This window comes from Streptomyces sp. RLA123, from assembly GCF_056270165.1.
On the sequence record NZ_JBWDOR010000003.1, the window covers coordinates 7,002,558 to 7,027,820 of the forward strand.

General features: G+C 73.3%; 25 protein-coding genes and 3 pseudogenes. 12 read left to right on the forward strand and 16 right to left on the reverse strand.

What is annotated here, in order from left to right; translation table 11 throughout:
* Positions 1-23: 23 nt before the first annotated feature.
* From RV983_RS32170 to RV983_RS32180, 3 genes are read right to left on the reverse strand one after another with little or no spacing between them, the layout of a single operon-like run.
* On the reverse strand, positions 24-647 hold the full coding sequence (locus RV983_RS32170; RefSeq protein ID WP_475989221.1) for a TetR/AcrR family transcriptional regulator: 624 nt from the start codon (positions 645-647) through the stop codon (positions 24-26).
* Positions 628-1,476, reverse strand: a complete 849-nt coding sequence (locus RV983_RS32175) for an oxidoreductase (RefSeq protein WP_475989222.1) — start codon at positions 1,474-1,476, stop codon at positions 628-630. The genes RV983_RS32170 and RV983_RS32175 overlap by 20 nt, the downstream gene beginning before the upstream one ends.
* 27 nt (positions 1,477-1,503) lie before the next feature.
* Positions 1,504-2,376 carry an aldo/keto reductase gene (locus tag RV983_RS32180; RefSeq protein ID WP_475989223.1) on the reverse strand — a complete coding sequence of 291 codons (873 nt, stop codon included), beginning with the start codon at positions 2,374-2,376 and terminating at the stop codon, positions 1,504-1,506.
* Positions 2,377-2,852: 476 nt separating this feature from the next.
* On the opposite strand from RV983_RS32180, the gene RV983_RS32185 reads away from it, so the two are divergent.
* A complete protein-coding gene (locus RV983_RS32185; protein ID WP_475989224.1) occupies positions 2,853-3,167 on the forward strand; it encodes a hypothetical protein in 315 nt (104 codons plus the stop codon).
* A 28-nt stretch (positions 3,168-3,195) separates the two neighbouring features.
* Here RV983_RS32185 and RV983_RS32190 read toward each other — a convergent pair.
* Positions 3,196-3,729: pseudogene (locus RV983_RS32190) on the reverse strand (substrate-binding domain-containing protein); the annotation flags it as partial.
* Between the two features lie 4 nt (positions 3,730-3,733).
* Here RV983_RS32190 and RV983_RS32195 point away from each other — a divergent pair.
* The 3 genes and pseudogenes from RV983_RS32195 to RV983_RS32205 all read left to right on the forward strand — a co-directional run.
* Positions 3,734-3,886 (forward strand): annotated as a pseudogene (locus RV983_RS32195) (SDR family oxidoreductase); the annotation flags it as partial.
* 88 nt (positions 3,887-3,974) lie between these two features.
* Positions 3,975-4,979, forward strand: coding sequence for a Gfo/Idh/MocA family protein (locus RV983_RS32200; protein WP_475989225.1), 1,005 nt, complete (start codon positions 3,975-3,977; stop codon positions 4,977-4,979).
* Positions 4,976-6,013 carry a Gfo/Idh/MocA family protein gene (locus RV983_RS32205; protein ID WP_475989226.1) on the forward strand — a complete coding sequence of 346 codons (1,038 nt, stop codon included), beginning with the start codon at positions 4,976-4,978 and terminating at the stop codon, positions 6,011-6,013. The genes RV983_RS32200 and RV983_RS32205 overlap by 4 nt, the downstream gene beginning before the upstream one ends.
* Here the strand turns inward: RV983_RS32205 and RV983_RS32210 are convergent.
* From RV983_RS32210 to RV983_RS32225, 4 genes are all read right to left on the reverse strand, one after another.
* Positions 5,982-7,508, reverse strand: a complete 1,527-nt coding sequence (locus RV983_RS32210; RefSeq protein WP_475989227.1) for a glutamate synthase subunit beta — start codon at positions 7,506-7,508, stop codon at positions 5,982-5,984. The genes RV983_RS32205 and RV983_RS32210 overlap by 32 nt on opposite strands.
* Before the next feature lie 424 nt (positions 7,509-7,932).
* Complete coding sequence (gene aceE / locus RV983_RS32215) at positions 7,933-10,638, reverse strand: pyruvate dehydrogenase (acetyl-transferring), homodimeric type (protein ID WP_475989228.1); 2,706 nt, start codon at positions 10,636-10,638, stop codon at positions 7,933-7,935.
* A gap of 125 nt (positions 10,639-10,763) precedes the next feature.
* The gene (locus tag RV983_RS32220) at positions 10,764-11,387 is read right to left on the reverse strand and encodes a GntR family transcriptional regulator (RefSeq protein ID WP_475989229.1); all 624 of its coding nucleotides are present in this window, start codon (positions 11,385-11,387) and stop codon (positions 10,764-10,766) included.
* A gap of 93 nt (positions 11,388-11,480) precedes the next feature.
* The gene (locus RV983_RS32225; protein ID WP_475989230.1) at positions 11,481-12,281 is read right to left on the reverse strand and encodes an exodeoxyribonuclease III; all 801 of its coding nucleotides are present in this window, start codon (positions 12,279-12,281) and stop codon (positions 11,481-11,483) included.
* A gap of 69 nt (positions 12,282-12,350) precedes the next feature.
* Between RV983_RS32225 and RV983_RS32230 the strand changes: the two genes are divergently transcribed.
* Genes RV983_RS32230 through RV983_RS32240 form a run of 3 tightly spaced genes read left to right on the forward strand, consistent with a single transcriptional unit; the run spans position 12,351 to position 13,678 of the window.
* Entirely contained in the window at positions 12,351-12,863 is a 513-nt protein-coding gene (locus tag RV983_RS32230; protein ID WP_475989231.1) for a GNAT family N-acetyltransferase, read from the forward strand.
* A gap of 9 nt (positions 12,864-12,872) precedes the next feature.
* Positions 12,873-13,259, forward strand: a complete 387-nt coding sequence (locus RV983_RS32235; RefSeq protein ID WP_475989232.1) for a PPOX class F420-dependent oxidoreductase — start codon at positions 12,873-12,875, stop codon at positions 13,257-13,259.
* Positions 13,260-13,309: 50 nt separating this feature from the next.
* A complete protein-coding gene (locus RV983_RS32240) occupies positions 13,310-13,678 on the forward strand; it encodes a (2Fe-2S) ferredoxin domain-containing protein (RefSeq protein ID WP_475989233.1) in 369 nt (122 codons plus the stop codon).
* A 78-nt stretch (positions 13,679-13,756) separates the two neighbouring features.
* On the opposite strand, the gene RV983_RS32245 is transcribed toward RV983_RS32240, so the two are convergent.
* Together RV983_RS32245 and RV983_RS32250 are read right to left on the reverse strand one after the other, a co-directional pair.
* Positions 13,757-13,927 carry a hypothetical protein gene (locus RV983_RS32245; RefSeq protein WP_475989234.1) on the reverse strand — a complete coding sequence of 57 codons (171 nt, stop codon included), beginning with the start codon at positions 13,925-13,927 and terminating at the stop codon, positions 13,757-13,759.
* A 272-nt stretch (positions 13,928-14,199) separates the two neighbouring features.
* Positions 14,200-14,634, reverse strand: a complete 435-nt coding sequence (locus RV983_RS32250) for an ATP-binding protein (protein ID WP_475989235.1) — start codon at positions 14,632-14,634, stop codon at positions 14,200-14,202.
* A gap of 124 nt (positions 14,635-14,758) precedes the next feature.
* Between RV983_RS32250 and RV983_RS32255 the strand changes: the two genes are divergently transcribed.
* The 3 genes from RV983_RS32255 to RV983_RS32265 all read left to right on the forward strand — a co-directional run bounded on the left by RV983_RS32255 (position 14,759) and on the right by RV983_RS32265 (position 16,199).
* Positions 14,759-15,622, forward strand: coding sequence for a helix-turn-helix domain-containing protein (locus tag RV983_RS32255; RefSeq protein ID WP_475989236.1), 864 nt, complete (start codon positions 14,759-14,761; stop codon positions 15,620-15,622).
* A 5-nt stretch (positions 15,623-15,627) separates the two neighbouring features.
* A complete protein-coding gene (locus tag RV983_RS32260) occupies positions 15,628-15,867 on the forward strand; it encodes a DUF397 domain-containing protein (RefSeq protein WP_475989237.1) in 240 nt (79 codons plus the stop codon).
* Between the two features lie 113 nt (positions 15,868-15,980).
* On the forward strand, positions 15,981-16,199 hold the full coding sequence (locus tag RV983_RS32265; protein WP_475989238.1) for a hypothetical protein: 219 nt from the start codon (positions 15,981-15,983) through the stop codon (positions 16,197-16,199).
* 21 nt (positions 16,200-16,220) lie between these two features.
* Here the strand turns inward: RV983_RS32265 and RV983_RS32270 are convergent, their stop codons facing one another.
* From RV983_RS32270 to RV983_RS32280, 3 genes and pseudogenes are all read right to left on the reverse strand, one after another.
* The gene (locus RV983_RS32270) at positions 16,221-17,384 is read right to left on the reverse strand and encodes a serine hydrolase domain-containing protein (protein WP_475989239.1); all 1,164 of its coding nucleotides are present in this window, start codon (positions 17,382-17,384) and stop codon (positions 16,221-16,223) included.
* A gap of 504 nt (positions 17,385-17,888) precedes the next feature.
* Positions 17,889-18,839, reverse strand: coding sequence for an MsnO8 family LLM class oxidoreductase (locus RV983_RS32275; RefSeq protein ID WP_475989240.1), 951 nt, complete (start codon positions 18,837-18,839; stop codon positions 17,889-17,891).
* A gap of 58 nt (positions 18,840-18,897) precedes the next feature.
* A pseudogene (locus tag RV983_RS32280) lies at positions 18,898-19,248 on the reverse strand (hypothetical protein); the annotation flags it as partial.
* Between RV983_RS32280 and RV983_RS32285 the strand changes: the two are divergent.
* Complete coding sequence (locus tag RV983_RS32285) at positions 19,148-20,737, forward strand: MFS transporter (protein WP_475989241.1); 1,590 nt, start codon at positions 19,148-19,150, stop codon at positions 20,735-20,737. The pseudogene RV983_RS32280 and the gene RV983_RS32285 sit on opposite strands and share 101 nt — an antisense overlap.
* A 175-nt stretch (positions 20,738-20,912) precedes the next feature.
* Here RV983_RS32285 and RV983_RS32290 read toward each other — a convergent pair whose 3' ends face one another.
* Complete coding sequence (locus tag RV983_RS32290) at positions 20,913-21,374, reverse strand: DUF5709 domain-containing protein (RefSeq protein ID WP_475989242.1); 462 nt, start codon at positions 21,372-21,374, stop codon at positions 20,913-20,915.
* 266 nt (positions 21,375-21,640) lie between these two features.
* On the opposite strand from RV983_RS32290, the gene RV983_RS32295 reads away from it, so the two are divergent.
* Positions 21,641-23,674 (forward strand): phosphocholine-specific phospholipase C, encoded by a 2,034-nt coding sequence (locus tag RV983_RS32295; RefSeq protein WP_475989243.1) that lies wholly within the window; start codon positions 21,641-21,643, stop codon positions 23,672-23,674.
* 7 nt (positions 23,675-23,681) lie between these two features.
* Here the strand turns inward: RV983_RS32295 and RV983_RS32300 are convergent, their stop codons facing one another.
* Both RV983_RS32300 and hypE read right to left on the reverse strand, forming a co-directional pair.
* Positions 23,682-24,086 (reverse strand): low affinity iron permease family protein, encoded by a 405-nt coding sequence (locus RV983_RS32300; RefSeq protein WP_475989244.1) that lies wholly within the window; start codon positions 24,084-24,086, stop codon positions 23,682-23,684.
* A 108-nt stretch (positions 24,087-24,194) separates the two neighbouring features.
* Positions 24,195-25,262: a hydrogenase expression/formation protein HypE gene (gene hypE, locus RV983_RS32305; protein WP_475990524.1), complete on the reverse strand. Its 1,068-nt coding sequence runs from the start codon at positions 25,260-25,262 to the stop codon at positions 24,195-24,197.
* Between the last annotated feature and the right edge of the window lies 1 nt (position 25,263).

The following is a 25,263-nucleotide window of genomic DNA, read 5'->3' on the forward strand; positions in this document are numbered from 1 at the left end:
CGGCGCGCGCCTGTACGGCCGCCTCAGGCGCCGTCCGCCAGCAGCCCGTGCAGCGCGGCACGTGCGACGGCCTCGGCCTCCTCCGCGTCGAGCGGGGCGTGACCGGTCATCAGACGGAAGACGAGCGGTCCGAAGAGCAGATCGGTCGCGGTGCCCGCGGTGACCCCGGGCCTGGCCCTGCCCTCGGCGACGAGGCGCTCCCACAACGCGGCGACGGCCTCGCGTCGGGCCTGAAGGAAATAGGCGCGGAAATAGGGTGCCCCGCCGGGGTCGGTGGCGCAGGCGGCCAGCAGCTGGCGGAAGACCCTGCCGCTGTCGCCGGAGAAGAACCCGCTGACGCGGCGCACCTGTTCGCACAGATCGGCCGTCGCGTCCCCGCTGTCGGGCAGCGGGATCGCGTCCGCCATCCGACGGCCGAAGGCCTCGGCGGCGACGGCGGTGCGCGAGGGCCAGTGCTTGTAGATGGTCATCTTGCTGACGCCCGACCGGGCGCTGACCGCGTCGACCGTGGCCGCCGACAGCCCGCCCTCGGCGAGCAGGTCGGCGGCCGCGGCCAGGACCGCCTCCCGCGCCCGGACGCTGCGCGGGTGCACCGAGGGGGCGGGGACCGCGGGGTGGGGGTACGGCTCAGCCGGTGGCAGCGACATCGTCGTGATCCGTACTGGTGGCCACCGGGCGCCACCGCTCCAGCTCGTCCGCCATCGAGTGCAGCTTGGCCTCGATCCGTTCGACGCTGTCGGGCCCCAACTGGAGGCGCAGCGGCGCCTTGTCGCTGCCCCCCAGGCCGACGATGATGCGGGCGGCCTTCACGGGGTCACCGGGCTGGGTGTGGTTGTGCTCCGGGGCCGTGTCGCGCGTGCCGCCGGCGGTGGAGGCGTAGTCCTCGATCAGGTGGGACTCGGTGTGCAGGCTCGAACTGTCGAGGAAGTCGGTCCGGAAGCGGCCCGGCTCCACGATCGTCACCCGGATGCCCAGCGGCCCGACCTCGCCGGCGAGTGCCTCGGACAGGCCCTCCACGGCGAACTTCGTGGAGGCGTAGACGCCCCAGCCGGGCGTGGCGGTGAAGCCGCCCACGGAACTGATGTTGAGGATGTGCCCCGAGCGGCGCGCGCGCATCCCCGGCAGGGCGGCGCGCAGCACATTGAGGGTGCCGAACACATTCGTCTCGTAGACCGCCTTGGCCGCCGCGTCGGAGATCTCCTCGACCGCGCCGAGCACGCCCCGGCCGGCGTTGTTGACCAGGACGTCGATGCCGCCGAAGCGCGTGGCCGCCGCCTCGACGGCAGCCCGCGCCTGCCCTTCGTCGGTGACGTCGAGCGGCAGCGCGAGGAGCGCGTCGCCCGCGTCGGGGAAGAAACGCCGCACGGCCTGTGGATCACGTGCGGTGGCCGCGACGACGTGTCCCGCCTCCAGGGCGGCGCGGGCGATCTCGGCGCCGAGGCCCCGTGAGGCGCCGGTGATGAACCAGCTGCTCATGATTCCCGCTCTCTCCGGCCGCGGTGGTCAGACGGCCGCGGTCAGTGCGTCGAACTGCGCGTCGGTCAGGGTGAGTCCGGCTGCCGCGATGTTGTCCTCCAGGTGGGTGACGCTGGACGTGCCCGGGATCGGCAGCATGTTGGCAGAGCGCTTCAGCAGCCATGCGAGCGCGAGCTGCGACGGGGAGGCGCCCTGGTCGGCGGCGATCCGCTCCAGGGGGCCGCCCGGCTTGGCGAGCTCTCCGGTGGCCAGCGGGAACCAGGGGATGAAGGCCATGTCTTGCTGCTCCGCGTACGCGAGCACGTCCTCGGCGGCGCGGTCGGCCAGGTTGAAGCGGTTCTGCACGGACACGATCCGGGCCGTCCGCGCGGCCTCCTCGATGTCGCCGGTGCTCACCTCGCTGAGCCCGATGTGCCGGATCTTGCCCTCCTGCTGGAGCGCGGCGAGCTCGCCGACCTGGTCGGCGACCGGGACCTCGGGGTCGATGCGGTGCAGCTGGAGCAGGTCGATCCGCTCCACCCCGAGGTGACGCAGGCTGAGTTCCACCTGCTGGCGCAGGTACGCCGGCCGGCCGACCGGGACCCACACGCCCGGCCCGGTCCGCACGAATCCGACCTTCGTGGCGATCGCCAGGTCGTCGGGGTACGGGTGCAGCGCCTTGTGCAGCAGCAGGTCGGCGGTGAACGGCCCGTAGGCGTCGGCGGTGTCGATGAACGTGACCCCGAGCTCCACCGCGCGCCGCAGGACACGCACCGCTTCCGCCGGGTCCCGCGGGTCGCCCCAGACTCCTTCGCCGGTGAGCTGCATGGTGCCGTACCCCAGGCGGTGCACCGGCAGGTCGCCGCCGATGACGAAGGTGCCGGAATCGCGGGCGCCGGTGTCCGCGCTGATCGATGTCATGAGGAACCTCCTGTATGAACTATACGTACAGTATGGATCCGCGCCCCCGGTTCCGCGACGCATGACGGACGGGCCTGTGACAACGGGGGGTTGTCGTCATCGCGGCATGGCCGACACCAAGGACCTTTCCGCGCACGATCGCGCCTTCGAGCGGATCAGGGAGGTGCGGGCGCAGGCCGTCCACCACGCCCGTCTCGCCTCGGTTCGCCGCCGAACGGCGCGAGCTGATGCGGGGACTCGTCCGGCAGGCAGGGCGTCTCCCGGTCCGACATCGCCCGACGCCCTCGGGGTGAGCCGCCAGGCCGTCCAGAAGACGCCGGCCGTCCGGGACGCCGTCCCGGATGCGGGTCGCCGGCAGTGGCAGCGGTGGTGAGTGGCGGAGCCGGGTGCCGGAGGGCTCGGCAGGCGCGCGCCCGCACGGTCGGCGACAATCGCCGACAGTGACCGGTGGACCGCGGGACGAGAGGACGGACGCCATGGATCAGATGCCTGCCGCGTTGCGGAACATCAGTGACCGCGAGAAGGAGCTGTCCCGCGGGGCGAGCATCTACCACGACACTCCTGTGCGGCACACGATGGAGTTCGCGTGGGAGCGGACCGACGGGGCCGGCCAGTCGGTGCTGGCCGTGATGGGGAGCAGCGGGGCGATCCCGATCCCGGTGACCGGTCAGGACATCGCCGTGCACGACCACGACGTACGGGTGGTCTCGGTGCGCACGTCGTACACCCGCTCCCCGGACGAGGGCGTCCCCATGCTCCACACCAGGGTCATGGTCGCCCCCGGGGCCTGATCCGCGGCCCGTCCGGCCGGGGACCGGGTCAGCGGTCCGGGCGGGGAAACGCCATGGGCGTGTTGTGGGGCGTGATGACCTGGATGGGCGAGGGCCACGCGTGCGCGGCGCCCGGCAGCGCGCGGTGCGCCTGCATGACGATCTGGCAGGCATGGCGCATGTCCTGGCGCAGGTCGTGGTGGAGCACCGCCGACAGGCGGCCCTCGCGCAGCAGTCGCGTGTTGTCCTGGTCGAGGTCGTGCGCCACGAAGACCCGGCAGTCGCGGCCGAGGGCGTCGAAGGCCTCCACGGTGGCGACGTTGCCGCCGCCGATCGAGTAGACCGCGCGGATCTCCGGATCGCGGCGCAGCGCGTCGAGCACCAGCTCGCGGAGCGTGTCGTCCAGCCCGTCGCTGTCCGTGATCTCCACCAGCGCGCGCTGCGGCCGAAGGGCCCGCAGCGTGGAGCGGAACCCCATCTCCCGCTCCTCCTCGCCGCGGAAGAAGCCCCGGCTGATGGTCACCAGCACATTGCCGGGCCGGTCGCCGAGCCACTGCCCGACCAGGTAGGCGGCGGTGGCGCCGGGGCGCGAGGAGGCGGGCCGCCGGCTTCCCATGGGCAGGCTCGGGCGGGCCGACGAGATCGCCGACTTCGTCGTGCTGCTGCTGTCCGACCGCAGCGGTGTGGTCACCGGATCGGTCCTCGACTGGGACCAGAACGTCCTCGGCGGCCTGGACTGACCCCGGCCGCCTCCCCCCGCTTCCCCCGCCTCGCCCTCGCCCTCGCCGTCCGCCGTCCGCCGTCCGCCGTCCCAAGGAGCAACCACCCATGCGCATCGGCCTGATGGGCCTCGGCCGGATCGCGGCCCTCCATGCGGAGACCCTGGCCGCGCTGCCCGTCGTGGAGTCCCTGGTCGTCACCGATCCGCTCGCCGCCGCGGCCGAGGCCGTCGCCACCCGGCACGGCGCCGAGATCGCCGCCTCGCCGGAGGAGGTGCTCGCCTCGGGCGTCGACGGGATCGTCGTCGCGGCCGCGACGGACGCGCACCCCCGGCTCATCCTGGCCGCGGTCGAGGCGGGTGTGCCCGTCTTCTGCGAGAAGCCGGTCGCCCGCACGATCGGGGAGAGCGCCGATGTGCTGCGCGCCGTCCAGGACAGCGGCGTCCCCGTCCAGATCGGCTACAACCGGCGCTTCGACGCGGGCTTCGCCGCCGCGCGGGAGGCCGTCGCCGCCGGTGAGCTGGGGCTCCTGCACACCGTGCGCTCCACCACCCTGGACCCCGAGCCGCCGCCGGCCGCCTACGTCGCCGTCTCCGGCGGCATCTTCCGCGACTGCTCGGTCCACGACTTCGACATCGTGCGCTGGGTGACCGGCCGCGAGGTCACCGAGGTGTACGCGGCGGGCGGCAACCGCGGCGCCGATCACATCGCCGCCGCCGGCGACGCCGACACCACGGCGGCCGTGCTCACACTCGACGACGGCACGCTCGTCCTGATCTCCAACAGCCGCCACAACCCGCGCGGTTACGACGTCCGGATGGAGCCGCACGGAACGAAGGACAGCATCGCGGTGGGCCTCGAGGACGGGCTGCCGCTGCGTTCCGTCGAGCCCGGCGCCCGCTTCCCCGCCGGGCCCCCGCACCACTTCTTCATGGACCGCTTCCGCGCCGCCTACCGGGCCGAGCTCGCCGCTTTCACCGAGGTGGTGGCGGGGCGCCGGCCGTCGCCGTGTAGCGTCGCGGACGCGGTCGAGGCGGGCTGGATCGCCGAAGCCTGCACGCTGTCACTGCGCGACCGCCGACCCGTACGGATGGAAGAGGTACGTACCGCATGAGCACCGAACCCCTGCGCATCGGAGTGCTCGGCGCCGCCCGCATCGCCGAGCGCGCCATTGTCGACCCCGCCCGCATCACCGGCCACCGCCTGGTCGCGGTCGCCGCCCGCGACCGCGGCCGGGCCGAGGAGTTCGCCGCCGCCCACGGCGTCGAGCGGGTCCACGACTCCTACGCCGACCTGATCGCCGACCCCGAGATCGAGGCGATCTACAACCCGCTCGCCAACGGCCTGCACGGGCCGTGGAACCTCGCCGCCATCGCGGCGGGCAAGCACGTCCTCACCGAGAAGCCCTCCGCCAGCAACCTGGAGGAGGCGATCGAGGTCCGGGACGCCGCCGCCAAGGCGGGCGTCGCCTTCATGGAGGCGTTCCACAACCTGTACCACCCCGTGGTCCGGCGCCTGCACGAGCTGCTGGAGACCGGCGAGCTCGGCGAGCTGCGGCACGTCGAGGCCACGGTGAACATCCCCGCCCCGCCGGACACCGACCCCCGCTGGTCGCTGGAGCTCGCCGGCGGCGCGATGATGGACCTCGGCTGCTACGCCCTGCACGCCCACCGCGCCCTCGCCCCCTGGGGCGGCGGGGCACCGCGCCTGGCGGCCGCCCGTGGCGGCGAGCGCGCCGGCATGCCCGGCGTGGACGAGTGGATCGAGGCCGACCTGGTCTTCCCCGGCGGCGCCACCGGAACGGCGCGCTGCAACATGGACGCGGCGACCGAGGACATGAGCATGCGCGTCGTCGGCAGCCTGGGCGAGGCGACCGTGGCCAACTTCGTCCTGCCGCACCTGGACGACCGGCTGACGGTGCGGACGGCGGAGGGCGAGCGGGTGGAGGAGCTGGGCCGGCGTACCTCGTACACGTACCAGCTGGAGGCCTTCGCCGACCTGGTGCGCGGCGGGACCCGGGTGGCCACCGACGCCGACGACGCGGTGGAGTCGATGCGCCTGATCGACGACGTCTACCGCGCGGCGGGCTTCGAGCCGCGCCCGCGCTTCGCGCCCGTCACACCACCAGCGGCTGGTCCGTCGGCGTGATCGGCGCCGGCAGGCAGGTCGTCCCGCGCAGCGCGCGGTCCACGGCCGCCGCCGCCGAGCGGCCCTCGGCGATGGCCCAGACGATCAGCGACTGACCGCGTCCGGCGTCGCCCGCGACGAAGACCTTCTCCACGGTGGTGGCGAAGGCCGCGTCGCGGGCGATCCGGCCGCGCGCGTCGAGTTCCAGGCCCAGTTGCGGGACGACGCCGGCGTCGTGCTCGGGGCCGGAGAAGCCCAGGGCGAGCAGCACCATCTGGGCCGGGACGACCCGCTCGGTGCCGGCCCGGGGACGCCGCCCGGTGGGCTCCACACCGACGAGGTGCAGCGAGGCGACCTGCCCGTCGTCGTCCCCCTCGAAGCGGAACGTGGAGGCGGAGAAGACCCGGATGTCGCCCTGCGGCCCGGGCAGCGGGACACAGCCGTGCTCGGCGGTGTCCCAGTGCTCACGGCGGCCCAGCACCCGGGCCTCCTCGTGGGCGGGGGAGATCCGGAAGACCCGGGGGTAGACCGGCCAGGGTTCGTGCTCGGGGCGGTCCCCGCCCGGCAGGGGATTGATGTCGAGCTGGACCACGGACGCGGCGTGCTGGCGCAGCACGGTCCCCAGGCAGTCGGCGCCGGTGTCCCCGCCGCCGACGATCACCACGTCCTTGCCCTCCGCGCTGAGCGGTGACACGGCGAGATCGCCCTCGCACACCCGGTTGGCCAGCGTCAGGTAGTCCATGGCCTGGTGGATGCCCGTCAACTCGCGTCCCGGTACCGGAAGTTCGCGCCAGGCGCGGGCGCCCACCGCGAGCAGTACCGCGTCGTGCTCGGCGATCACCCGGTGCGCGTCGAGGTCGCCGCCGACGTCGGCGCCGCAGCGGAAGCGGGTGCCCTCGGCCCGCATCTGGCACAGCCGCTGGTCCAGATGGTGCTTCTCCATCTTGAACTCCGGGATCCCGTACCGGAGGAGGCCGCCGAGCCGGTCGTCGCGCTCGTACACCGTGACCGTGTGGCCGACCCGGGTGAGCTGCTGCGCGGCGGCCAGTCCTGCGGGCCCCGACCCGACGACGGCCACGGTGCGGCCGGTGTGCCGCTCCGGGGGGAGGGGGACGGCGAGGCCGTCGGCCCACGCCCGGTCGGCGATCGCCACCTCGACGTTCTTGATCGTGACGGGGTCGGCGTTGATCGTGAGGACGCAGGCGCTCTCGCAGGGCGCCGGGCAGAGCCGGCCCGTGAACTCGGGGAAGTTGTTGGTGGCGTGCAGGTGCTCGCACGCCGCGGCCCAGTCCTCGCGGAAGACCAGGTCGTTCCAGTCCGGGATCATGTTCCCCAGCGGGCAGGCGGCGTGGCAGAACGGGATGCCGCAGTCCATGCACCGGCCCGCCTGGGCGGAGACGATCGGCAGCAGGCTCTGGCCCGTGTACACCTCCTGCCAGTCCTGCACCCGCTCGTCCACCGGGCGCCGTTCGGGAGTACGGCGAGGGGTGGTGAGAAAGCCCTTGGGGTCCGCCATGGCCGCCTCCGGCGCGCCTGCGTGACGATCATGAAGAGCACGGTGGCCGCGTCCCCCGGCGAACCGCACCGTCCGGCCACCATACGTCCGCTTCGGATGGATTTCGACCGGATTTCGATGGCGCGGGGCGAGGGCGCCCCAGCCGGCGAAGGCCAGGCCGCGCTGGATGGCGCCGAGGCCATCGGGAACGGGGCGCAGCCGAGCACGGTGAGGAACGCCCGGTCGGTAGCAGCGCGCGGTGAGCGACATCGTCAGCGGACCGCGGTGGCGCAGCGCCTTCAGCGGCTCGGCCGGCCCGGTCTTGCGGGCCGGTAGCGGCATCGGCGCGCCGGAAGCGCGCACGGAGCGTCCACGGTTACGCCGAAGCCCCCGTGCGCGCCGGGGCGCACGGGGGCTTCGGGCGGGGCGAAAGGCCCCCTGCGGCCTACAGTCCGTACCGCTCGCGGGCCTCCTCGACCGACTCCCGCTTGACCTCACCGCGCGCGGCCAGCGCCGCGAGCGCCGCCACGACGACCGACTGCGGGTCGACGCCGAAGTGGCGCCGCGCCGCCTCGCGGGTGTCGGAGAGACCGAAGCCGTCGGTGCCGAGGGAGTACCAGTCCTGCGGCACCCACTGGCTGATCTGGTCCGGGACCGCGCGCATCCAGTCGCTCACGGCGAGCACCGGACCGGGGGCGCCCTCCAGGACCCGGGCGACATGCGGCAGCGCGGGCTCCTCGCCGCGCAGCCGGGCCGCGTCGTACGCCAGACCGCCGCGGCGCAGCTCGGTCCACGAGGTGGCCGACCAGACGTCCGCCGCCACGCCCCACTCGGCGGCCAGCAGCCGCTGGGCCTCCAGCGCCCAGTGGATCGCGGTGCCCGACGCGAGCAGTTGCAGGCGCGGGGCGTCGCCGGGCAGCCCGGCGGTTCCGGCCTCGCGGAAGCGGTACAGGCCGTTGACGATGCCCTCCTCGACGCCGGGGGCGTCGGGCATCGGCGGCTGCGTCTTGGTCTCGTTGTAGACCGTGAGGTAGTAGAAGACGTCCTCGGCGTCCGGCCCGAACATGCGCCGCAGTCCGTCGCGGACGATCACGCCCAGCTCGTACGCGAACGCCGGGTCGTAGGCGACCGCCGCCGGGTTGGTGGAGGCGATCAGGTGCGAGTGCCCGTCCGCGTGCTGGAGGCCCTCGCCGGTCATGGTGGTGCGCCCGGCGGTCGCGCCGACCAGGAAGCCGCGGCCGAGCTGGTCGCCCAGGGCCCACATCTGGTCCGCGGTGCGCTGCCAGCCGAACATCGAGTAGAAGATGTACAGCGGGATCATGGGCTCGCCGTGCGTGGCGTAGGCGGTCGCCGCGGCTGTGAACTCGGCCATCGAACCGGCCTCGGTGATCCCCTCGTTGAGGACCTGGCCGTCCTTGGCCTCCCTGTAGTACATCAGCATGTCGCGGTCGACCGGGTCGTAGGTCTGGCCGAGCGGCGAGTAGATGCCGGCGCTCGGGAAGAGCGACTCCATGCCGAACGTGCGTGCCTCGTCGGGGACGATGGGTACCCAGCGGCGGCCGGTCTCCTTGTCCCGCATCAGGTCCTTCACCAGCCGGACCAGCGCCATGGTGGTGGCGATCTCCTGACCGCCGGAGCCCTTGGCCAGCGACTCGAAGGCCTTCGCCGGCGGCTCGGGCAGCGCCACGGGATGCACGGTACGGGCCGGGGCGGGGCCGCCGAGGGCTGCGCGGCGCTCCTGGAGGTAGCGCACCTCGGGCGAGTTCGGGCCCGGGTGGATGTAGGGCACCAGGTCGGTGTCGAGGGTGCTGTCCGGGATCGGCAGCTCCAGCAGGTCCCGCATCGCGCGGAACTGCTCGCCGGAGAGCTTCTTCATCTGGTGGTTGGCGTTGCGCGACTCGAAGCCGGGGCCGAGCGTCCAGCCCTTGACCGTCTGGGCGAGGATCACGGTGGGCGCGCCCTTGTGCTCGACCGCGGCACGGTAGGCCGCGTACACCTTGCGCGGCTCGTGGCCGCCGCGGGAGGTGTGGAAGCACTCGGCGATCTTCGCGTCGGTCAGCAGGCGGGCCATCTCGACGAGTGCCGGGTCGGCGCCGAAGAAGTGCTCGCGGATGTACGCGGCGTCGCGGGTGGCGTACGTCTGGAACTGGCCGTCCGGGACCTCGCGCAGCCGCCGCACCAGGGCGCCGGTGGTGTCCAGGGCGAACAGGTCGTCCCAGGCGGAGCCCCACAGCGACTTGACGACGTTCCAGCCGGCCGCGCGGAACTGGGCCTCCAGCTCCTGCACGATCTTGAAGTTGGCGCGCACCGGGCCGTCGAGCCGCTGGAGGTTGCAGTTGATGACGAACGTGAGGTTGTCCAGCCCCTCGCGGCCGGCGAGCGCCAGGGCCGCGGTCGACTCGGGCTCGTCCATCTCGCCGTCGCCGAGGAACGCCCACACGTGCGAGGCGGAGGTGTCCTTGATGCCGCGGTGGTGCAGGTAGCGGTTGAAGCGCGCCTGGTGGATGGCGCTCAGCGGGCCGAGACCCATCGAGACCGTGGGGAACTCCCACAGCCACGGCAGCCGGCGCGGGTGCGGGTACGAGGGCAGGCCGTTGCCGCCCGCTTCCTGCCGGAAGTGGTCCAGGTCGGCCTCGGTGAGCCGGCCGTCCAGGAAGGCGCGGGCGTAGATGCCGGGGGAGGCGTGGCCCTGGATGTAGAGCTGGTCGCCGGAAGCGGGCCGCGAGTCGCCGGACAGCGCGGCGCCCGGCGCCTGCTTGCCGTGGAAGAAGTGGTTGAAGCCGGTCTCGTACAGCCAGGCCGCGGAGGCGAAGGTGGCGATATGGCCGCCCAGTCCCTGCCGGCTGCCGCGGGTCACCATCGCGGCCGCGTTCCACCGGTTCCAGCCGGCGATACGGCGTTCCATCTCCGGGTCGCCCGGCAGTTCCGGCTCATCGGCCGTCGCGATGGTGTTGACGTACGCCGTCTCCAGCGGACTGGGCACGTCGAGCCCCGAGGCCCGGGCGTGGTCCAGCGTGCGGCGCATCAGGTACGCGGCGCGGTGCGGGCCGGCGGCATGACTGACCGCGTCCAGGGAGGCGGCCCATTCGCCGGTCTCCTCGGGGTCGGGGTCGGGCAGGTGAGCGGGTGTGCTCGGCGTGGCGTCGGTCATCGGTGACCGCCTTCCAACTGGTTCGGGGCGGGGCCGCTTCCAGCATAGTTCTGATCGATGATCGATCAAATGGTTGTGGCGCGTGTCACAGAAGTATGCATCCGGAGGAACGCGCCCGATGGTGCCTAGGTGCGTGGCGCACACCCGAGCACGTGTTCCCTCACCAGCTCGCCCACGCGCGGGTCGCCGCGCCGGAAGACCTCCACGACCTGCTGGTGCTCCTCGGCGTACGCCTGCTGCCGGGTTCCGAGCCAGCGGATCGACAACGCCGTCCAGACCTCGATGCCCAGTGACTCCCAGGTGTGCAGCAGCACGCTGTTGCCGGACGCGCGGACCAGCTCCCGGTGGAAGGCGACGGTGTGCCGCACCTGCGCCTGACCGTCCCCGTCCCGGTCGGCGGCGTGCAGCAGGGCGACCTCGGCCTCCAGGAGCGACAGGTCCGTCCGCAGCCGGGGCGCCGCCAGTTCGGCGGCGATCTGCTCCAGGCCGGCCCGCACCGGGTAGATCTCCTCCAGGTCGGCCGCCGTCATGCTGCGCACCCGTACGCCCTTGTTCGGCGCCGACTCGATCAGCCGCATGACCTCCAGCTCGCGCAGCGCCTCGCGCACCGGCGTCTGGCTCACCTCCAGCTCGACCGCGATGCCGCGCTCGACGATCCGCTCGCCCGGCTTCCAGCGCCCGCTGACGATGCCCTCCACGATGTACTCGCGGATCTGCTCACGCAGCGAGTGGACGACGGGGGGCGTCATGCGGACTCCTCGGAGACGACGGCTGATGCCTAGACGATACGGCCGCCGCCCGCCATGCCGCCCCGCCCGCCGTGGGTGCCGGGGCGCGGGCGGCTACGCGGGGGCGTACACGACCGTGACCGGCGCGTGGTCCGACCAGCGCTCGGGATGGGTGGCCGCGCGCTCGACGCGGGCCGAGGCGGCGCGGGCGGCGAGCCCGCGGGTGGCCACGTGCAGGTCGATGCGCCAGCCGCTGTCGTTGTCGAAGGCCCGGCCGCGGTACGACCACCAGCTGTACGGGCCCTCGCCCTCGGGGTGGAGCCGGCGGACGACATCGGTCCAGCCGCCCTCGTCGTACAGCCGCGACAGCCAGGCGCGCTCCTCCGGCAGGAAGCCCGCGTTCTTCTGGTTGGCACGCCAGTTGCGCAGGTCGCGCTCGGTGTGCGCGATGTTCCAGTCGCCGCAGACGAGCGCCTCGCGGCCGCCGGCGGCGCTCTTCTCGCGGAGCGTGGCCAGGTGGGCGAGGAACTCCTCCATGAAGCGTTCCTTCTCCGTCTGCCGCTCCGTGCCGACCTCGCCGGAGGGCAGGTAGAGGCTGGCGACCGTGATCCCGGGCAGATCGATCTCCGTGTAGCGGCCGGACCCGTCGAACTCCTGCGAGCCGAAGCCGATCCGCACCGCCTCGGGCTCCTGGCGCGAGTACACCGAGACCCCGGCCCGCCCCTTGGCCGCCGCGGGGGCGTGCACCACGTGCCAGCCCTGCGGCGCGCGGACCTCCTCCGGCAGCTGGCCGGGCTCCGCGCGCACCTCCTGGAGGCACACCACGTCGGCGGAGGTGGCCTCCAGCCAGGGCAGGAACCCCTTCTTGGCCGCGGCGCGCAGCCCGTTCACATTCACGGTCGTCACGGTGAGCATGACCGGGACGATACCGTCCGGCGGGTCCGCTCCCGCCGGACACGTTCCGTACGCACGTACGATATGCGGGTGCAGATCCGGATGACTGGCTACGACCACCCCGACGCCGTGCTGCTGACCGCGCAGGTCCAGCAGGAGTACGTGGAGCGCTACGGCGGCCCCGACGACACCCCGGTGGACGTCACGCAGTTCGACGCCCCGTACGGCCGCTTCCTGCTCGGTTACCTCGACGACGCGCCCGCCGCGACCGGCGGCTGGCGGGCCCAGGACGCCTCGCCGGAGGGCTTCGCGGACGGCGACGCCGAACTCAAGCGCATGTACGTCGTCCCGCAGGCCCGCGGCAAGGGCCTGGCCCGGCGCATGCTCGCGGAACTGGAGCGCGACGCGGCCGCCGCCGGCCGCACCCGCATGGTGCTGGAGACCGGCACGATGCAGCCCGAGGCGATCGCGCTCTACACCTCGTGCGGCTACACGCCGGTCGCCAAGTTCGGTCACTACAAGGACAGTCCGCTCAGTGTGTGCCTCGGCAAGTCCCTCCTTTCCGTCGGCCCGGCCACTGCCGCGGCGGCGCTGCCCGCGTAATCTGGGGGCATGATCGAGGACAGCGGGACCGCCCGCCTCGCGGCCGGAAAGTACCTCCTGGTCACGACCTACCGCCGGGACGGCCGCACCGTGCCGACCCCGGTGTGGGTGGTGCGCGACGGCGACGCCCTGGGGGCGTGGACGGCCGCCGACTCCGGCAAGGTCAAGCGGATCCGCAACCGCGCGGACGTCCTGATCGGCCCGTGCGATCCGCGCGGTAATCCGACGGGGGATCAGGTGCCCGCCCGCGCCGAGATCGTGGGAGCGCAGGACACCGAGCGCTACCGCTCGCTCGTCGCCCGCAAGTACGGGCTGGCGGGCCGGATCATCCTCTTCGGCAGCCGACTGCGCCGGGGCCGCGAGGGCACGGTGGGCGTGCGGATCACGCTCGCGTGAGCGCCCCGCCGGCCAGGGGAGCCCGGTCCCTCCCGTCCACTCCCTCCGCTTTGCCGGGCCGTCACGGCGTCTGCACGGTCAGCGTCTGCCGCGACTGCTGCTGCGGCACGGAGAAGGTCCCCGGCGTCGACCACGCGGCCCAGTTGGCCGGTCTCGAGGACGCGCTCGACGGGGTGTGCCGGGTGCGGGTCACCGACTGCCTCGACGTGTGCGAGCAGGCCAACGTCGTGGTCGTCCAGCCGTCGCCCCGCGGGCGCGCGGCGGGCGGCCGTCCCGTCTGGCTCGGACTCGTCAACGACCCCGGTGCCGTGGAGGACATCACGTCCTGGGTGCGCGCCGGCGGCCCGGGGCTCGCGGAGCCGCCCGCGGTGCTGGAGCTGTACGCCATCAGGCCGCCGAACGGCCAGGGCGGCGGATGAAACGCCGGCCTCGCGGCGAACGGAAGGGCCGCACGGGCGTCGCTGCCCGTACGGCCCGGAACCAGATCTGACGAAGAGTCAGTCGATGCTGCGCAGGATGTGCAGCTCGTTCAGATCGTCCTCGTACCCGGCGAGACGGATCGGCGCGGACCTGGCCCAGACATCCAGATTGCGCACCTCCCGCTGCGGGTTGGGCTGATCGTCAGGCTCCTTGGGGAGCTGGTTCCGCTTTGACTTCTCGGGTGTCACCGCGCACTCCTTCGTGTCGGGTGAGCCGGACGCCGGGCCCGGCCGCTGCCGGACGCCTACGCCCGGTCGGGCTGATGGGCTGAGCGGACGCGGTGGCGCCGGTTGCGGAACCGGGCGGGGGCCGCGGTGGGCGGGCTCCTCCCGGGGCGGAGGCCGTGGGTGGGTGGTGCTCGCCCAGGGGCCGTTCCGTCGAACCCCAGCGTAAGCCCGCCCGGAGGGCGCCACCATCCAATTGGCCGCGACGCGCCCGGGGCGCGGGTCGCGGCCCGGTGTCAGCCCGTGCGCCGGGAGGCCCCGCCGCGCGCGCAGGCAAGGGTCGCCCACACCGCGCGGCCTGTACCGCGAGTGGGCGGTTTGACACCCCAGCCTTCGGCCAAATGGGCGACGAGGGCGAGTCCGCGGCCGTTCTCGTCGGCGTCCGCGGCCCGGCGGCTCAGCGGGCCGGCGTCACCGCGCCCCTCGTCGACGATCTCCACGTGCAGCAGTCCGCCCGCGGTCCACAGCGCACAGGCGACATGCTCGCTCCCGCTGTGCAGCACGGCGTTGGTGAACAGTTCCGTGACGACGAGCCCCGCGTCGTCCCCGAGTGCCTCCAGGCCCCAGTGGCCCAGCGTCGACCGCACTTGGCGGCGGGCGATCCCGACCGACGAGGCGTGCGCCGGAAGGCGAAGCCGGAAGGTGTCCCGGGCGCTGAGGGCATGAAGCACACCGATAACTATGGCCAGAGCGTGCACAGAAGGCAAGGGCCATTCTGCAAATTGCATAATCGCCAATACAGGGTGTCGGTTCCATTCCTGACATGGCACACTGCTGCCATGGGAGAGAGGGATCGTGGCTGAGGCCAGGGCCGGCGGAGCGCCGACCGTCCTGCGCGTCATCCTCGGCAAGCGCCTCCACCACCTGCGGGAGAAGGCCGGGCTCTCGTACGAGCAGGCCGCGCGGGCCCTCGACGTCACGCACGCCACCGTCCGCCGCATGGAGAAGGCCGAGGTCGGCCTCCGTATCCCGTACGTCGAGAAACTGCTCGGCCTCTACGGCGTGCCGCAGGCCGAGGCCGACGCCTTCACCGACCTCGCCCGGGAGGGCAACCGGCCCGGCTGGTGGCACCGCTACCGCGATGTCCTGCCCACCTGGTTCAGCGCGTTCGTCAGTCTCGAGGCCGAAGCCGGCACGATCCGCGCCTACGAGCCGCACTACGTCCCCGGCCTGCTGCAGACCGAGGAGTACGCCCGCGCCGTGCTCCGGGCCGGCAGCCCGCACGCGTCGGCCGCCGAGACCGAACGCGCCGTCGCCCTGCGGCTGGAGCGCCAGGCGCTGCTGTGCCGGCCCGGAGCGCCGCTGCTGTGGGTGGTGATGGACGAGACCGTGCTGCGGCGTCCCATCGGCGGCGCGGACGTCATGCGCGCCCAGCTCGAACGACTTGTGGCGGCGTGTGAACTCCCTTACGTGCGGCTGCAGATCATGCCCTTCACCGCCGGCCCGCACCCCGCGATGTACGGGCCCTTCCACATCTTCCGGTTCCAGATCCAGGAACTGCCGGACGTCGTCTTCACCGAGAGCCTGGTCGGCGCCGCCTACCTGGACGACCGGGACGACGTGTCGCTCTTCCTCGAGGCCCTGGACCGGATGTGCGCGCAAGCCTCGCCCGCACACAGCACCGCAGCCATCCTCGATGGCATCCGCAAGGAGATCTGACACACATGGACGACCGCATATACAACGGCATGCGTGCCCAGGACCTCGGAACCGAGGGCTGGCACAAGCCGTGGAGCGGCGGCAACGGGGGAAGTTGCGTGGAAGCCATGAAACTGGCGGACGGCAGAGTCGCGCTGCGGCAGTCCACCGACCCCGACGGGCCGGCGCTCATCTACACGGACCTCGAGATCAAGATGTTCATCCAGGGCGCGAAGGACGGACAGGCGGACTTCCTGCTGTCCTGAGGCCTCCCGGATGACTACTTCGAGTGAAAACGGCCCGCGCGGGCAACCGCGGCGACCAACGGGCTGTCTCCGGCGGTGATCCGCCGGACGGACGGGACAAGGGGAGTATCACCATGGCCGAGGACTTCGGACCGCTGTACGAACCCGGCGTCGCCTATGTGCGCATCGCCGCGGCCGACGCGGCGACCGCCCACCGCGTCGCCGATCTCATCGCCTCCCGCTACCCCGGCACTCGCCCGCCGAGCGTGACCACCAACGCCGACGGGCTGGTGGAGTTCGCCCTGTTCACCCACACGCTGGAGTCGAGCCCCACCCACCCGTACGACAACTGAACCGCGGGAGCCGCGGCGGCCTCAGTGCCCCGCGGCGTAGCGCCAGAAGTCGCGCATCAGCGCGGGCGGGGTGGGCCCGGCCAGCTCCCGCTGGGTGAGGAGCACGGTGACCGCGCCGGTCGACGGCACGATGTGCGCCGCCGTGCCGGTGCCGCCGACCCAGCCGTAGCGGCCCGGCACGTTCCACGGGTCGACGGCCGCGACGTCCACCGATCCGCCGAACCCCCAGCTCTGGCCCCCCAGGAACAGCGGGCTCGCCTCCCGCTGGGCGGGTGTCAGGCGGTCGGTCGTCATCAGCCGCACCGACTCCGGCGACAGCACCCGCCGGCTGCCCGTGCTGCCGCCGCCGAGCAGCATGCGGGCGAAGGCGTGCAGGTCGTCGGCGGTCGACACCAGTCCTCCTGCGCCCGAGGGGAACGCGGGCACGGTGCTCCACTGCCCGTCCGGCGCGTCGACGAGCTGCAGCCCGCCCGGGTGGTCGGCCCGGTAGTAGCCGGTGAACCGGCCGAGGTCGCCCGGGGGCACCGCGAAGCCGGTGTCCGCCATGCCGAGCGGCTCGAAGATCCGCTCCGCCAGGAACTCCGGCAGCGACCGCCCCGAGACCCGGGCGATCAGCACGCCCTGGATGTCGGACGTGGTGTTGTACAGCCAGGCCTCGCCCGGCTGCCGCAACAGCGGGATGCGCGACAGCGCGGCCATCCACGCGTCCGGCTCCGCGACGTGCTGGGGCATCGGCGGCCCCTGCTTCAGCTCGGCGAACAGCGGAGCCACCGCGGGGAGCGAGAAGTCGGAGGGGAAGCCGTATCCGGCCCGGGCGTCCAGCAGATCGGCCACGGTGATCGCGCGTGCGGCCGGGACCACGTCGTCCACCGGGCTGTTCGGGGTCCGGACGACCACGGGCGACGCCAGTTCCGGCAGCCACTTCGCCACCGGGTCGTCGAGTGCGAGCCGCCCGTCGTCGAGCAGCGTCATGACGGCCGCGGCCGTGACCGGCTTGGAGACGGAGGCGATGCGGAAGACGGAGTCCCGGGCCATCGGGGCCGGCGCCGTGTCGGCGATGCCGGCGATCCCGGCCGAGCCGACGGCCGCCACCTCGGTCCGGTCGCCGCGGGCCACCAGGCCCACCGCCCCCGGAACGGTTCCGTCGGCGACGTACGCGTTGAGGATGTCGTGCAGATCGGTCATCGGTCCACCTTCGCGAAAGTACGGTCGGCAAGGGAGACCGCCCAGGGACGGAGAACTCATCGGTGGCGGGCCCGCCGGTTGCCCGGACGCGCGGCACGCCCGCAACGGCCGCTATTCCCCGGCCTGTTGACCGCCCGGAGGGCGGGTCCCCCCGGTGGACGACGCGGTGCCTCGCACGGCTCACTGCCGCCCCCGTGGTCGGCGTGGTCGGGCTGTCGGGTGATCCGGACAACGCGGCGCGGGTGGACCTCCCGGCGGTAGCCGGGGGAGGGACTTCCTTACGCCCCTGGGCCGGCTCCCGCGGGCCTGTCGACCGCCCGCCAGGGCGTGTTGCGCGAGGAGCGCGGGCCGCCCGGAGGGCGGGTCCCCCCGGTGGACGACGCGGTGCCTCGCACGGCTCACAGCCGCCCCCGTGGTCGGCGTGTGCGGGCTGCCCGGACGATCCGACAATGCGGCGCGGGTGCACCTCCCGGCGGTAGCCGGAGAGGGACTTTCGCAACGCGCCTAGGCCGGCGGCGCGCCCGCGCCCGAGGGCCGCCGGTCCGCACCGAGGCCGGCCAGCCGGGCCAGCCGGCGGTGGGAGTCCAGCAGGGCGTCCCGGTCGTACCCGGCCGTGCTGACCAGGACCTCGTCCGCGCCGGTGCGGGCGACCAGCCCTGCCAGCGCCGCTCCGGCCCCGGCCTCCGTGCCGTGGATGCCGCCCGCCAGCGACTCCTCGAAGTGGTCGCGTTCGCGCGCGGTCATGGGGCCCGCGAGGATCGCCTCCGGCGGCCCCAGCGGCGGGAACTCCCCGTGGCTGCGCGCGTACGCGGCCGACCATGCCTCGGAGACCAGCAGCCGGCGTGCCGCCTCGGTGGTCGCCGCGACCGCGACCGGCGTGGAGACCACCACGTAGGGCCGGGCCGCCCACTCCGAGGGCCGGAAATCGGCGCGGTACCGGTCGATCGCCGCGCGCATCCGCCCTTCGTCACGGCCCGCGATCACCAGCGGCAGCCCGAAGGCCGCGGCCTGCGCCGCCCCCGAGCCGGTGGCCAGGACGAACACCGGTACGCGCAGGCCCTCCGGCGGACGGGCGTGCACGGCGGTGCCCCCGCCCGGGCTGCCGGTGAAGTAGCCCAGCAGCTCGGTCAGCAGCCCCGCGAAGTCGTCCGCCGCGCTCGCGTCCCGGCCCAGCGCCTTCCGCACCCCGTCGGTGAAGCCCACCGAGCGGCCCAGCCCCATGTCGATCCGCCCGGGGAACAGCGACTCCAGCACCCCGAACTGCTCCGCGACCACCAGGGGCCGGTGATTGGGCAGCATCACCCCGCCCGTGCCCACCCTGATCCGGGACGTCGCCCCCGCGATCGCCGCGGCCAGCACGGACGGCGCCGAGCCCGCCACTCCCGGCACCCCGTGGTGCTCGGACACCCAGAAGCGGTGGTAGCCCAGTTCCTCGGCCCGCCGCGCCAGCCACACGGTGTCGCGGCACCCCGTGGTGCTCGGACACCCAGAAGCGGTGGTAGCCCAGTTCCTCGGCCCGCCGCGCCAGCCACACGGTGTCGCGCAACGCCTGCGCGGGCTCCTGCCCTTCGCGCACCGGGGACCGGTCGAGGAGCGAGAGCCGGAAGGACGGCGGAAGCACGGGCGGCGGTGGCGATGTCACCCTGGCTTCAACGCCCCCCGCGGCCCCGGATTCCCGCGCTCGGAGATCGTCATCGGCCACGCGAGGGCGGCGTTCGCGGGGTAGCCTCGGGGAAGACCAGCGGGGACGGCCGGAGGCTGCGATGACGGAAGCCGCGCGCGCGACGGGGCGGGCCGGTGGGCTGACGCTCGGAGAGCCGGCGGGACGGTGGGTGCTGGTCGCCGTCGTCCTCGGATCGGGCATGACCTTCCTCGACGGCACCGTCGTCAACGTCGCGCTCCCCACCATCGGCCGCGACCTCGGCGCCTCCCTGGCGGGGCTCCAGTGGACCGTCAACGCCTACACCCTCACCCTGGCCGCGCTCATCCTGCTCGGCGGCTCCCTCGGGGACCGCTTCGGGCGGCGCAAGATCTTCCTGATCGGCACGGTGTGGTTCGCGCTGGCCTCCCTGATGTGCGGCCTGGCGCCCGACATCCACGTGCTGATCGCCGCCCGCGCCCTCCAGGGAGTCGGCGGCGCGCTGCTGACGCCGGGATCGCTCGCGCTGATCCAGTCGTCCTTCGCCTCCGAGGACCGGGCCCGCGCGATCGGCGTGTGGTCGGGCCTCGGCGGCATCGCCGGGGCGCTCGGGCCGCTGCTGGGCGGCTGGCTGGTGGACTCCGTCAGCTGGCGCTGGGTCTTCTTCATCAACCTGCCGCTCGCCGCACTCGTGCTCGCGGTGTCGTCGCGGCATGTCCCGGAGAGCCGGGACGAGTCCGCCACCGGCGACTTCGACGTGGCGGGAGCCGTGCTCGGCGCGGTGGGGCTCGCCGGCATCACGTACGCGCTGATCGGCGCGGGCGGGCACCGGGCCGACCTGACAGCCGTCGGGATCTCCGGCTTCCTGGGTCTGGCGGCGCTGGCCGGCTTCGTGTGGACGGAACGGCGCAGCAGCCATCCCATGCTGCCGCCCGGCCTCTTCGCCAACCGCCAGTTCACCGCCGCGAACCTGGTGACCTTCGCCGTCTACGCCGCGCTCGGCGGCGTCTTCTTCTTCCTGGTGCTGGAGCTGCAGACCGAGGCCAGGTTCTCCCCGCTGGCGTCCGGGTCGGCGCTGCTGCCGATCACGATCATCATGCTCGCGCTGTCCGAACGCTCCGGGCGGCTGGCCGAGCGGATCGGCCCGCGCATCCCCATGACGGTCGGCCCCGCGGTCTCCGCCGTGGGACTGCTGCTGATGCTGCGCATTGGCGCCCACGCCTCGTACGTGGCGGACGTCCTCCCGGCGGTGTGCGTCTTCGGGCTCGGCCTCGCCTGCACGGTGGCCCCGCTGACCGCGACCGTCCTCGGGGCGGCCGACGTGCGGCACGCGGGCACCGCCTCCGGCGTGAACAACGCGGTCGCCCGGGCGGCCGGCCTGCTGTCCGTGGCCGCCCTGCCGCTGGTGGTGGGGCTGTCCGGTGACGACTACGAGAACCCGGCCGCCTTCGGGCACGGTTTCCGCCTCGCCGTCATGGTCTGCGCCGGGCTGCTCGTGGTGGGATCGGTGCTGGCATGGACCTTCATCCGTTCCGACGTGCTGAAGGAGAGCCCGCAGGAGCCGGACTCGGCCGCGAAGGAGCTGCCGCCCCTCCACCACCACTGCGCGATCGTGGCCCCGCCGCTCCAGTGCAACGCGGAGAGCCCGTACCCGGAGGCCTGCGGGCCCGCAGCGCCGGGCCCGTCGTCGCCGTCCACCCCGGGGAAATCCTGAAGGGACGCACGCCGTACGGTCCGGTCACCCTGCGCGGCCGGTCCGTAGCTCGCGGCGGGGGGCACGATGCGCGTCCGACGGGGGCGGCCGGGGGGAGAGAGCTTCGTAGCGCCCGCCGTTGCGCCCGGGGGCGTCCGGCCGTGCGCCCGGCGTCACGCACCGGTTCCCGAAGAAATCAGTACTCCTCGGTGCCCCGCACCAGGTGCATCGCGGCCTCCTCGGCGGAGGCGGCGGCCCCGTCGACACCGATGTCGTAGGCGACCATGCCATCGGTCTCGTAGTGCGCGCCCTCGTCGGGGGCGACCAGCCGGCCGGCGCGCGGCCCGCCGACCTCGTCGTCGATCAGCTCACCGTCGGTGTCCGAGGCGTCACCGATGCCGTCACCGGTGGGGACGGCCAGCTCCGGAAGTTCCTCGGCCAGTCGCTCGTCCAGCGTCTCCCCCCGCAGGCGGCCCTCCGCGGTGGTGGCCGCCTTGTTCACCGCCCAGGGCCGCTCCGGCGGTGAGTAGCCCTCGTCGAGCACCTGGTCGACGCCGTGGTAGTCCAGCGTGTCCTCGGGCTCCAGCAACCCGGCGTCGTCCTGCACCTCGGACCCGTCCGGCTGGTAGACCTCATCACCCATGTCGTTGTCGCTCATGTCCGTCTCCTCGCTCACGCGCCGCCACCACCGACGTCGGCGCGCCGCCTCGCGGGCCGCGTGCCCCCCCTGCCTCCCAGACTCTTCCGTTCGGACGCCGGACGCCACCCGAAGGCGGGAAAAAGCCCGGTCGCCGCGGTGTTCCCCGGACATTCACCCGGCGGACCCGTGCCCGCCGCCACGAACCCCTGGTCCCCCGCGCCGTCCGGCGGCACCCTTGCCTGCGATCACACGCACCTGACGTCGAGTCGACAAGGATCGGTGGGATGACGGGTATCAGTCGCCGGAAGTTCGTGGCACTGTCCGCGGGGGCAGCCGCGGGGGCCGCTGTCACGCAGACGGGCGGGGCGGCCGCGGCGCCGCAACAGCAGGCGGCAGCCGCCGTCGGGACCATCGCCGATGTACGGCACGTGGTCGTGCTGATGCAGGAGAACCGCAGTTTCGACCACTACTTCGGGACGCTCAAGGGCGTGCGCGGCTTCGGCGACCGGGCCACGATCACCCTGTCCGGGGGCCAGCCGGTCTTCAACCAGCCGAACGGCACCGGACGCCAGTACCCCTGGCGGCTCAGTGCCACACCGGCCGCCGGGGGCGCCGACCCCGAGACGCTCGCCCAGTGCAACGGCGACCTGCCGCACAGCTGGTCCTCCCAGCACGCCGCGTGGAACAAGGGCGCCCTGGACTCCTGGGTCTCCGGTGTCGGCAATGTGCGCTCCCTGGGCCACCTCAACCGGGCCGACATCCCCTTCCACTACGCCCTCGCGGACGCCTACACCATCTGCGACGCCTACTACTCCTCCACGCTGAGCGCGACCGGGCCCAACCGGACGTACCTGTGGAGCGGGAAGGTGGACTCCTCCAGCCACGACGGCGGCGACGAGTCGGGCCTGACCTGGCAGACGTACGCCGAGGCCCTGCAGAACGCCGGGGTGAGCTGGCGGGTCTACCAGAACGCCGACGACAACTACGGCGACAACGGACTGGCGTACTTCAAGCAGTTCACCCAGGCCGCCGCCGGCACCCCGCTGCACGACCGCGGCATGGCCTCCGTCCCGCGGGTGACCGGATCGACCCCGGACGACATCGTGGCCGCCATCAAGGCCGACGTGCTGGCCGGCACGCTGCCCCAGGTCTCCTGGATCGTCCCCAACCAGGCCTTCTCCGAGCACCCCTACGCCCCGCCCGGAGACGGCGCCCACTTCGTGCACCAGGTGCTCCAGGCCCTGAGCGCGAACCCGGCGGTCCTCGACTCGACCGTGCTCTTCCTCAACTACGACGAGAACGACGGCTACTTCGACCACGTCCCGCCGCCGTCTCCGCCGGCCGGCACGGCCGGGGAGTTCCTGAGCGGCACGCCGTACGGACTGGGCTTCCGCGTCCCGATGATCGTCGTCTCGCCCTGGACGCGCGGCGGCTGGGTGTCCTCCGAGGTGTACGACCACACCTCCGTGATCCGCTTCATGGAACGCTGGACCGCCGCCCTGGGCACGCCCGCCACCAGCCCCAACATCAGCGACTGGCGCCGCAAGGTCACCGGCGACCTGACCCGCTGCTTCGACTTCACCGCGCCCGTGGGCGGCCTTCCCGCCCTGCCCGCGACATCCGTCATCGGCATCAACACCTGCGCGCCGCTGCCCAACCCCAAGCCCACCGACAACGCGCTGCCCGTCCAGGAGGCGGGCACCCGGCCGGCCCGCGCCCTGCCCTACCAGCCGAACGGGTACCTGGACCGGCTCGAGTTCGGCAGCGGAGGCACGATCCTCGCCTGGATCGCCATGAGCAACCAGGGCCCCCAGGCCACCGGCGCCGCGCACTTCTCCCTCCACCCCAACGCCTACCGCAGCCGCGTGCCCTGGCAGTACACGATCGACGCGGGCGGGACCGGCAGCGACTACTTCAACATCGGCTCCGGCTACGGCGACGGCAAGTACGACCTGACGCTCGTCGGCCCCAACCGCTTCCTGCGCCGCTTCACCGGCGACGCCAAGGCCGCGGGCAAGGCCTGCGAGGTCGTCCCCTCGTACGCGGCCGCCCCCGACACGGGCAAGCAGGCGGTCCGGTTCCGCATGACCAACACCTCGGCCGCCGCCGTCACCTTCACCATCAGGGCGAACCAGTACCGCACCGACGGCCCCTGGACCTACACCGTTCCCGCCGGCGGCAGCACCGACGACTTCTTCAACGCCGTCGCGTACTCCTCCGGCTGGTACGACTTCACGGTCACGATCGGCTCCGACGCGTCCTGGTCGCGCCGCTTCACCGGTCACCTGGAGACCGGCGCCGCGAGCGTCACCGGCTGACCCGCTCTCAGGCCTCCTCGTGGATGCCGATCACCTTGCGCAGCGTGTCGCGCGCGGCGTGCGAGCTGCCGCCCTGCTCCAGCAGGGCGGCGGCGATCGCGTCCAGTTTGGTCTGGAGGGCGTGCTCCGCGCGGCGCTCGGAGTTCTTCAGGAGCGCCAGAAGGAGCAAGGTGACGGCCGTCATCAGGTCCGCGGTGAACAACTGCCAGTTCAGCGGCAGCCCGAGGACGTGTACGACGACGAAGGCGGCCACCATGACGACACACACCGTGTAGAAGGCGGGGGAGGCGGTGAAGTTCGAGGCTCCCTCGGACAGCCGCTCGAAACGGCCGCCGCGGCCGCGTTCGTCGGTGCGTTCCACCGGGTGCTGGAAGGTCATGGCGTTCTCCTCGGGCGGCGTCGGTTGCGGCACGGCCGTGTCCTGCCGTCCTTCCCCTGCTGCCCCGGACGGCCGGGCGCATCCCTGCCGGCGGCCGCGGCCGGGAGCGGGACGCCCGCACCCGGCCGCGGTCGCGAACGGTCAGCAGATCCGGGGCAGTTGTTCACCCAGCGGCAGGTCGACCACCCTCGTCCCGCCGAGCCCGGTGCGCGCGACGACCATGCCGGCGTGGTCCTCGACGCACTCGCCGATCACGGCCGCGCGCGCCCCCAGCGGGTGCGCGCGCAGGGCTGCCAGCACCCCGTCCGCGTGGGCCCGGGGGACGAAGGCGACGAGTTTGCCCTCGTTGGCCGCGTACATCGGGTCCAGACCGAGTACCGCGCACGCGTTGGCGACGGCGGAGGGCACGGGCACCGCGCGCTCGTCGATGACGACGCCGGTCCCCGAGGCGGCGGCGATCTCGTTGAGCGCCGCGGCGAGCCCGCCCCGGGTGGGGTCGCGCAGCACGTGGAGATCGGTCGTCACCGCGAGCATCGCCTCGACGAGGCCGTTCAGCGGGGCGCAGTCGCTCTCGATCTCGACGCCGAACTCCAGCCCCTCGCGCACGCTCATGACGGCGACGCCGTGCGCCCCGATCTCCCCGCTGACGATGACGACGTCACCCGGCACCGCGCGTTGCGGCCGGATGTCGACGCCCTCGGGTACCAGCCCGATGCCGGCGGTGTTGATGTAGATCCCGTCGCCGTGCCCGGACTCGACGACCTTGGTGTCCCCGGTGACGATCTCGACCCCGGCGGCACGGGCGGCCGCACCGATCGCCTCGGCGACCCGGGCGACCAGGGGCATCTCCACGCCCTCCTCCAGGATGAACCCGCAGGACAGGAAGGCCGGCCGGGCGCCGCTCATCGCGAGGTCGTTGACCGTGCCGTTGACGGCCAGGTCGCCGATGCTGCCGCCGGGGAAGAACAGCGGCCGCACCACGTAGGAGTCCGTGGAGAACGCCAGCCGCGCGCCGCCGAGCGGGACCACCGCGGAGTCGGCGAGCTGGGCCAGCACGGTACCGCCGAAGGCCGGGGCGAAGACGTGCCGGACGAGTTCGGCGGAGAGCGCCCCGCCGCCGCCGTGCCCCATCACCACCCGGGGCTGGTCGCGCAGCGGCGCGGGGCAGGTCCAGCCGGAGAAGTCCGGCGTGGCAAGGGTGTCAGCGATC

Excerpts from the sequence above, each read along its gene's own strand:
- RV983_RS32170 (WP_475989221.1), bottom strand. The coding sequence starts at position 647 with ATGTCGCTGCCACCGGCTGAGCCGTACCCCCACCCCGCGGTCCCCGCC.
- RV983_RS32175 (WP_475989222.1), bottom strand. The coding sequence starts at position 1,476 with ATGAGCAGCTGGTTCATCACCGGCGCCTCACGGGGCCTCGGCGCCGAG.
- RV983_RS32180 (WP_475989223.1), bottom strand. The coding sequence starts at position 2,376 with ATGACATCGATCAGCGCGGACACCGGCGCCCGCGATTCCGGCACCTTC.
- RV983_RS32185 (WP_475989224.1), top strand. The coding sequence starts at position 2,853 with ATGGATCAGATGCCTGCCGCGTTGCGGAACATCAGTGACCGCGAGAAG.
- RV983_RS32200 (WP_475989225.1), top strand. The coding sequence starts at position 3,975 with ATGCGCATCGGCCTGATGGGCCTCGGCCGGATCGCGGCCCTCCATGCG.
- RV983_RS32205 (WP_475989226.1), top strand. The coding sequence starts at position 4,976 with ATGAGCACCGAACCCCTGCGCATCGGAGTGCTCGGCGCCGCCCGCATC.
- RV983_RS32210 (WP_475989227.1), bottom strand. The coding sequence starts at position 7,508 with ATGGCGGACCCCAAGGGCTTTCTCACCACCCCTCGCCGTACTCCCGAA.
- aceE (WP_475989228.1), bottom strand. The coding sequence starts at position 10,638 with ATGACCGACGCCACGCCGAGCACACCCGCTCACCTGCCCGACCCCGAC.
- RV983_RS32220 (WP_475989229.1), bottom strand. The coding sequence starts at position 11,387 with ATGACGCCCCCCGTCGTCCACTCGCTGCGTGAGCAGATCCGCGAGTAC.
- RV983_RS32225 (WP_475989230.1), bottom strand. The coding sequence starts at position 12,281 with ATGCTCACCGTGACGACCGTGAATGTGAACGGGCTGCGCGCCGCGGCC.
- RV983_RS32235 (WP_475989232.1), top strand. The coding sequence starts at position 12,873 with ATGATCGAGGACAGCGGGACCGCCCGCCTCGCGGCCGGAAAGTACCTC.
- RV983_RS32260 (WP_475989237.1), top strand. The coding sequence starts at position 15,628 with ATGGACGACCGCATATACAACGGCATGCGTGCCCAGGACCTCGGAACC.
- RV983_RS32265 (WP_475989238.1), top strand. The coding sequence starts at position 15,981 with ATGGCCGAGGACTTCGGACCGCTGTACGAACCCGGCGTCGCCTATGTG.
- RV983_RS32270 (WP_475989239.1), bottom strand. The coding sequence starts at position 17,384 with ATGACCGATCTGCACGACATCCTCAACGCGTACGTCGCCGACGGAACC.
- RV983_RS32285 (WP_475989241.1), top strand. The coding sequence starts at position 19,148 with ATGACGGAAGCCGCGCGCGCGACGGGGCGGGCCGGTGGGCTGACGCTC.
- RV983_RS32290 (WP_475989242.1), bottom strand. The coding sequence starts at position 21,374 with ATGAGCGACAACGACATGGGTGATGAGGTCTACCAGCCGGACGGGTCC.
- RV983_RS32295 (WP_475989243.1), top strand. The coding sequence starts at position 21,641 with ATGACGGGTATCAGTCGCCGGAAGTTCGTGGCACTGTCCGCGGGGGCA.